Raw genomic sequence first — 7,161 nt, 5'->3', positions numbered from 1 at the left:
AACCATTTATACTTAAAGACTGAATACCGTTCTTATCGTATATAACAGATACGTTATTCTCATCAAATCCCTCTCCCATTACAGGCGGTAATACCGGATAGTCCTGCCATGTAGTATAAGTCATAAAATAATAACAGTCATCATCTTCTGTCCACTGTGTTTTTGCAGTCGGAATTTTTGTGTCTTCCTCCTCAGCTCTGGCAATCGCTTTTTTTTCTTCTTCGCTCATAATACTATGTTCCATAACATAGCATATAACATCATCTGATACATCAACCCCCAGTTTATCCAGCACTTCACTTACATTCTTCCATGCTTCTTTTTGAGGCATAAAAGGAAGATCCGTTTTATCCTGATATTTATTTCCATTATAATCATCAAAACGACTGTCAGAAAACAGTACATTATTTATATAAGAAGCCTGATCAGTCGCATAATTCAAATTATCATCAGAAATCACTAAAGTTGCGTTGTTTTCAGCTATTTCATAAATTTTATACTGTACTGTCCCATAATCATCTATGTATTCATTTGTAATGTTACCATCCTGAACCAACAATTGTGCAATTTCTTCCTGCTTATCCCAGAGTGTCTGTCCACTAATCTGTGTCTCCGCACATTTTCCATTTTTACAGTTTTCAGGATATTGAAACTCTGCATTTACCTTTATCTGTTCTGTCAGTTCCGTTTTCATGCCTTTCGGAAAATCTGTTGATTTCTGGTACTGTTGAGACTTACCGCATCCACCAATCGCTGTAACTACAAATATCAGAGATATTATTCTTATAATATTTTTCATATGTCCCTCTCATCTTACCAACCACACAATCACAAAACTTATCCAAATAATTCCTCTCCAGATACAGTATAACAAAATCCGAGAAAGTTATAACCTGCATTTTCATCTACAATTGTATACTCATTGGCTAATACTGTTTTTTCATTGCATGTAACACTTCCCCAAAACACTATAAAAATATATAATACTTTTAATAAAAACCATTTTTTAGTCATGATTTCAATTATTCCCCTTTCGCTAATATTACATATCCATACTGTACAATAAATGATTTCGGACTTATCAATTTGGAACTTTCTTCAGAATAAAAAACAATTAATTTATCATTTATACTTACTTTATTATTCTGATTTAAATTAACAGAGTAATCACATTTTCTCTGCTCATTAAATATCACAGCAAAATTATTGTTCTTCCCTTCTAATTTAGTTACAATACCGACCATAGCTTGAATATTATCAATCTTTTTCAATCTCTGCTTTTTGCTATCATCAATAGAATAGATATTAATTTGTTTTCCGTCTTGCAAAACTAAATATGATTCTTTGTAATAATTTTTAATGGATATTTTTTTGTATAACAATATCATGTTACTAATTATACTTATTATAAGTAAGACAATGTATGTATTTTTTTTCGTGTTATTCATAGATTTCTCCCTCTGCTAGAGCGTGTCTGAAAAAGGCTTTCTGCAAGATGTGCGTCACAATTTGTGGTATATTTTGCCCGGATGAGGGCGCCGTAGCGGGCTACGGCAACTGAATTCGGGTGAAATATCCCGCAAAGTGGGGCGTGCAGATTGCGGGAATGATTTTTCAGACACGCTCTAAGCCACTATTCCATAAAATATATTTTATTGTTTTTCATATTCGCACATCCATTTTCCGGAAAATATACTTTCATTACAATCCCCAAATTAATTTCTGATAAAATTTTCAATATACACATCTTAATTGTTTTATCGTTTTTATTCTACATATATGTCATGCATTTAGATTATCATTCTTTTATTTATCTGTCAATATTTTATCTATATTTTTGTAGATATTGTAAACATTATCATTTTTATTTAGTTAACTGTCGAAAACAGATACCCTTTATTATTTTCCAACGTTCCGTTTTTTCAGATCAGTAAAAAAACTCCTCAATGGTAAACAAAATCTTACTCTAACACAAAAATGGAGCTGCCGCTAAAATTACGACAGCCCCGTTCTACTACTTAAGTAAAATTACATTTCTGAATACAGTCTCACTTTTTGTGAGGACACACCGGTGAATATACTGAATTAACCAATGTTTTATTTTTGATATAGTTACATTTTGTGCAGATTTCTCCTCTGTACTGGTTCACAGTACAACTCTTTCCACTGGAAATATGTTTTTTTAAAACACCGGTTTTAAATGAGTGTTTACATCCGGAAAAAAGCTGAATATTTCTGTCCGGTAACAAAATCACCGTTCCATCCTCCAAAAGAAAATACTGATTGCAGTCAGAAAAGAAATTCTCATCCTCCGGTATGGTTATAGCAGAGCCTGTATCCGATGAAGAATCAAATTCAAATTCCATCCATGTCACTTCTTCTATCCCATTCTGAATATCCGAAGAAAAATTTCTCAAATCAATAATCTCAGGAGAATACGCAAATACAGGAACTGTCGCAAAAAGGCACAGAACTATCGTAGCCAAAGCCATTTGTAACTTCCTGATCCGACCAGGTACAGATATTTTTCTGATTCGCTTTATCAGAAAGCTTTTACTGTTTCCGGAAAAATAAAGTACAGGAGCCGAAAATGCCCCGGTTCTGGCAGAAACAGCAATTATGGCCTTTCCATATTTCATACGCTCATTATTCGAAAATGTAACTGTCAGTTTTTCATCGCAATTCATTTCCTGAACCTCCTTTAATTCTTTCAAAAATAAATAAGATAACGGATTAAAACAATGTATCAGAACAATAAACAAAGCTGCCATCCGGTAAATTAAATCATGAGATTTTATGTGCTGTAGCTCATGCCGTAGAATCAGTTCTTTTGAATCATCCGCAACAAGTGATGTGAGGATAATTACGGGTGATTTCACGCCACAGGTAAATGGCGAAATCTCCGCACCACAATAATACATAGATACCTTTTTGGTTATATTCATATCAGCCTTTATGGAATTCAATAAATCCTCACAGTTATCAAGAGGAAGTAGATATTTTCGGAGATTACGTCTGAAAAGGTAAAAACGATAAGCCTGCGAAAGTATAATCAATAACATAATACCAGTCCATAATCCAATCAGCACTTTCTGACTATCCAGCAGCTGCGGGAATATAAAACCCTCATCAATCAGTTTTATAGAATGATCAATATCAAAGAAATAGTATTCATCGGTTTTTAAAATTCCGTTCTCACAATGAAACAGCCATGACTGTACCAGAGATTTAACTAACGGAAATGGAACCAGAAAAAACAACCCTCCCAGTTTCAGCAGAAAATATCTGAACGAAGCAGGAAGCATTTCATGGGTAAGAAAATCAAGTAATAAATATCCAAGAAAAAAAGCACTGCCGGAAACACTCATATATATCAGCAGACAGATCAATATTTTCAAATACATACCTCCTCATCATAAGAAATCGCGCCTTATTTTTCCTCAGACATATTGGAATGCAAGATATCTATAAGTTCGTTTACATCAGCCTCAGATAATTTTGTCTCCTGAGTAAAGGAAGCGATAAAATTCTTAAGAGATCCACCAAAAGATTCATCTACAAACTGTCGAGCATATTTTTGTGCAAGTTCCTCTTCACTGAGCTGCGCTGAATATAGTTTACGATACCGCTTATTATTTGTTTTCAACACTCCCTTTAAAATAAGGCGGTTAAGATATGTCTGAGCTGTACCTACCGCCCAGTTAAGCTGAAGTTCATCGTTACAATATTTCAGGATTTCATTAAAAGGAAGTGGATCTGAATTCTTCCAAAAAAGCTGCATGATCTTATATTCTGTATCAGAAAGTTCATAATGTTGTTGCATAATCATATCTCCTAACTCTTAGTTTTAGTATATTGTACAATATCAGGAAGGCACAGTCAATACAAGGAATAAAATATCGTAAATATCGACAACAATGCAAAGATATTCTTGACAAATATTATTTAATAATGTACGCTGAATGCACGACATAAATGTAGTGATATAAAATTACACAAGCAAAGCAACTACGAAAGCCTGCTAATAAAAAGTCAAGTGTTTTTTTGAAGAAAATTTCAAAAATCCGATTTGATATTTTGTGCATAACTTTTAAGCCGCCAGAAATGCCGGCTTTGAAAGTGGTGATATAGAAAAGGGTGTTATTCTGTCTGTTCTAAGTTCCGCAGACATTCTTTGACTTTACCATAGTAAATGCGTAAGAACTTATTCGCTCCGGCTGTCATGTAGACATAGTAAGGCTTTCCCTGAGACCGTTTTTTGTCAAGAAAACGGTACACCGGATCGGCTTCAGGAGCATTTTGCAACAAGGTTGTCATGATCTGAAACAATGTTTTGCGCAGCCTTGCGGATCCGACCTTTGAAGCCCTGTTGCTCTTTGACTTGTGCTGGCCGGATTCATCAACACCGGGGTCTACGCCCGCAAAGGCGGTCAGTGCTTCCCTGTGGGTAAACCGGGATACATCGCCGATCTCAGCGATGAGCTGGGGACCATAGGTTTTCCCAACGCCATAGATGCCCATTACGGTGCTGTATTCTGGAAGTGTGGATGCCAGTTCGTTCATTTCCCTGCGGAGTCGTTCTACATGTTCGGAGGCAAGATTTAACTGCTGGATGCTTTGCTGGATCAACAGCTTATAAGTCTTCTCCTTTGGAAAGACGGCAACCAACTCCTTCGAGGCATTAAACAGTTTTTCTGGCTTGTCCTGCTGAAAGATATAGTGGTGCTTCTTACAGAAAGACATGTAGCGTTCTGTAAATGCCTTTAACCCAATCTTGCGGACACAATCCGCATGCCAGAAAGAATAAGCATAGTCAACCCATTTTTCACTCCCGTCCTCACGGGTGGGGCTGTCAAAGAGTTTGTTTACACCAGGATAAGTATTATCCAACAGTGCAATCAGATTTGCTTTTGCGGCAACCTTTTGTTTCATAAAGAAGCTGAATTGAGAGTTTAAAGTTTTTAACTGAGTACGTGTATTGTCCATACCTGAATATTGGCGCAGTTCCGTCCAGTTGTCAAGCGTATAGCGGGCAATTTTGCGGGCATCCGCCGGATCCGATTTCACCTTGCGCAGGGAGTTGTTGCCAAAGTTTTTAATCAGGTGAGGATTTACAATGGAAATAAACAATCCAGCCTCGGATAGAGCCTTTATCATAGGCTCATGATATCTACCCGTACACTCCATAACGATCTTTGTGGTGCCGTCTAATGAACTCAAATAATCTGCCAGTTCATTGAGGTTTTGGGATGTGTGGGAGACATCAAAGGGCTTGCGGATCACAGTGCCGCCAGGCTGCAGGACTGCAACGGTGCTTTTACCCTTTGAAACATCAATACCTACTGCGTTGTACATTCTACGTACCTCCAAAAGTGAATTTGCATGGATTCCAGCATTTCTCATTGCCTATTCAATCTCCTGGGGTATCAAACGAACGTGAAGTAGTAGTTCAACCTGCATAAATCGAACGGCTGCAATGACAGGCTGGCTGACAGGCTTTCGTACGGACGCCAATGGTCCTAGGAGGTGTCGTCAGACCGATGCCTAATCATTATACAGCTTAAACAATGAGAGGATTAAGTCCCAACTGGCTGTTGGGTACTGAAACCCTACACTTATATATTAGGAGGAGGTTAAATACTTCATAAAGAACGAGTTCGTTACAGTGCTTTTAAGAACAGGTAATTATTAAATTAATGTTAAAGAAACATTGCTACAGAAAATACAGAGGTGAAAAGGACATAAAAAAATGAAATGAGGGTAAGAGCATGATAAAAAAGGGAAAAATAGTGATAACTATAGTGCTTGTGGTAAGTTGTATTACAGCAACTCCGGTTGCCGCAAAAAATGTAGAAAATAATACTTATCAAATCTGTCGAAATGATATTTTTATAGATTGGTATCAGTTGAATTGCAAGAAGATAATAAGTGAAATTAAAGACGATGGTTGCTATATTGCAGTTAATCTGGGGGATTGGCTAAAGGAGCAGGACATTTATGATATTTCAGTAACTGAAGATAATGAGAGTGAAGGTTATAAAGAAATGTATTATGAACGAAATCCGGAAAAAGAGGAAAAGGATGAGTTTTATGATACAGATGACACTGCTTATATTCCTTTTGAAAGGTTGGTGTACGAGGGAGATGTTATCAGTTATACAGATTCTTCTATTGAAACTGTAACAGAAGTAGAAGAAAATGGTGATTTCTATACAAAAATCACATCTATGCCGAAATTGCCATTAAAGAATATGGATTAAGATATAGCGTTAGACTTGTCGGCACACTGGTGGTCTTTACGGCATTAGATCTCATGGCGGAACATATCAAGAGGCTGTAAAATATGCTACATATAGTAAAGATTCCAAACAATGAGGGAGATATAAATAATATGAGAAAATTTATTTTAGGGCTTAGTTTTCTGGGGTTTGGAGATATAGGTTTCTTGATTGTTTTTACGTATACCCTTTTCCACCAAAGTATAATCAATGGAAGTGAGGGATGGTTGATTAATTTAATAGCAAATGACACATTGATACCGGTAGTATTTTTTTCGTTATGGATAATAACAGGAATAATAATTTGCATTAGATCGTTGAGAGAGTAGAGAAAAATAAATTTAAAGTGGACGGGACAATGCGATATTTTGCGTGTTGAGCAGTGCTGAAAAGTTTTACTGAATGATATCCAGTGTTAGTAGATGACTAACTTAAAAAATAAACTCCCCACTTCGTCAGAAATTCATCCGACGGGGGGAGTTTATTTTATCCGCTATTCAACTTCCCCAATCACCTTGTGGAAGTGCTCCTTTATCCTAGTAAAACTCTCATCGCTCAGGTCATGCTCTAACTTACACGCATCTTCTTTTGCAACTTCCGGGCTTACGCCGAGATGTTCCAGCATCTTGCTCAGCACTGTATGCCGCTCATAGATATGAACCGCAATATCATTTCCTTTCTCAAGAAGTGTCACCGTACCATAACGGTCCATCGCAATATAACCATCCTCACGAAGCAGCTTCATAGCATGACTTACACTCGGTTTCGATACCCCAAGCATCGTTGCAATATCTATAGAACGAACTCCGCCACCCTGTTTTGACAATACCAGGATTGCCTCCAAATAATCCTCCGCTGATTTTCTGATCTGCATTCAAAATAC

At 36.8% G+C, this 7,161-nt stretch carries 8 protein-coding genes and 2 pseudogenes; 2 read left to right on the top strand and 8 right to left on the bottom strand.

Translation table 11 applies throughout. The features are described from left to right. From AC075L_RS02980 to AC075L_RS02965, 4 genes and pseudogenes are all read right to left on the bottom strand, one after another. Window positions 1-799: hypothetical protein (locus AC075L_RS02980; RefSeq protein ID WP_476387108.1), on the bottom strand; the 799-nt coding region annotated here is incomplete at its 3' end. Window positions 800-837: 38 nt separating this feature from the next. Beyond that, window positions 838-1,014 (bottom strand): hypothetical protein, encoded by a 177-nt coding sequence (locus AC075L_RS02975; RefSeq protein ID WP_156325156.1) that lies wholly within the window; start codon window positions 1,012-1,014, stop codon window positions 838-840. A gap of 8 nt (window positions 1,015-1,022) precedes the next feature. Further along, window positions 1,023-1,448 (bottom strand): hypothetical protein, encoded by a 426-nt coding sequence (locus AC075L_RS02970; protein ID WP_055152709.1) that lies wholly within the window; start codon window positions 1,446-1,448, stop codon window positions 1,023-1,025. Next, window positions 1,445-1,558, bottom strand: a pseudogene (locus AC075L_RS02965) (DUF6783 domain-containing protein); the annotation flags it as partial. The pseudogene AC075L_RS02965 and the gene AC075L_RS02970, both read right to left, overlap by 4 nt. Between AC075L_RS02965 and AC075L_RS02960 the strand changes: the two are divergent. Further along, a pseudogene (locus AC075L_RS02960) lies at window positions 1,508-1,726 on the top strand (DUF6783 domain-containing protein). The pseudogenes AC075L_RS02965 and AC075L_RS02960 overlap by 51 nt on opposite strands. Window positions 1,727-2,048: 322 nt before the next feature. Here AC075L_RS02960 and AC075L_RS02955 read toward each other — a convergent pair. From AC075L_RS02955 to AC075L_RS02945, 3 genes are all read right to left on the bottom strand, one after another. Next, on the bottom strand, window positions 2,049-3,398 hold the full coding sequence (locus AC075L_RS02955) for a M56 family metallopeptidase (protein ID WP_182433742.1): 1,350 nt from the start codon (window positions 3,396-3,398) through the stop codon (window positions 2,049-2,051). A 32-nt stretch (window positions 3,399-3,430) separates the two neighbouring features. Next, window positions 3,431-3,823 carry a BlaI/MecI/CopY family transcriptional regulator gene (locus AC075L_RS02950; protein WP_025581312.1) on the bottom strand — a complete coding sequence of 131 codons (393 nt, stop codon included), beginning with the start codon at window positions 3,821-3,823 and terminating at the stop codon, window positions 3,431-3,433. A 317-nt stretch (window positions 3,824-4,140) separates the two neighbouring features. Then, window positions 4,141-5,355 carry an IS110 family RNA-guided transposase gene (locus AC075L_RS02945; RefSeq protein WP_025581337.1) on the bottom strand — a complete coding sequence of 405 codons (1,215 nt, stop codon included), beginning with the start codon at window positions 5,353-5,355 and terminating at the stop codon, window positions 4,141-4,143. A 413-nt stretch (window positions 5,356-5,768) separates the two neighbouring features. Between AC075L_RS02945 and AC075L_RS02940 the strand changes: the two genes are divergently transcribed. Then, window positions 5,769-6,260 carry a hypothetical protein gene (locus AC075L_RS02940; protein WP_147413759.1) on the top strand — a complete coding sequence of 164 codons (492 nt, stop codon included), beginning with the start codon at window positions 5,769-5,771 and terminating at the stop codon, window positions 6,258-6,260. Between the two features lie 511 nt (window positions 6,261-6,771). Here AC075L_RS02940 and AC075L_RS02935 read toward each other — a convergent pair. Next, window positions 6,772-7,152 (bottom strand): metal-dependent transcriptional regulator, encoded by a 381-nt coding sequence (locus tag AC075L_RS02935; RefSeq protein ID WP_008706218.1) that lies wholly within the window; start codon window positions 7,150-7,152, stop codon window positions 6,772-6,774. Between the last annotated feature and the right edge of the window lie 9 nt (window positions 7,153-7,161).

It is taken from the genome of Blautia sp. ZXY-1-B12, assembly GCF_056339915.1.
The sequence above is the reverse complement of the archived record's forward strand: the minus strand, read 5'-3'. Positions and strand labels throughout refer to the sequence as shown.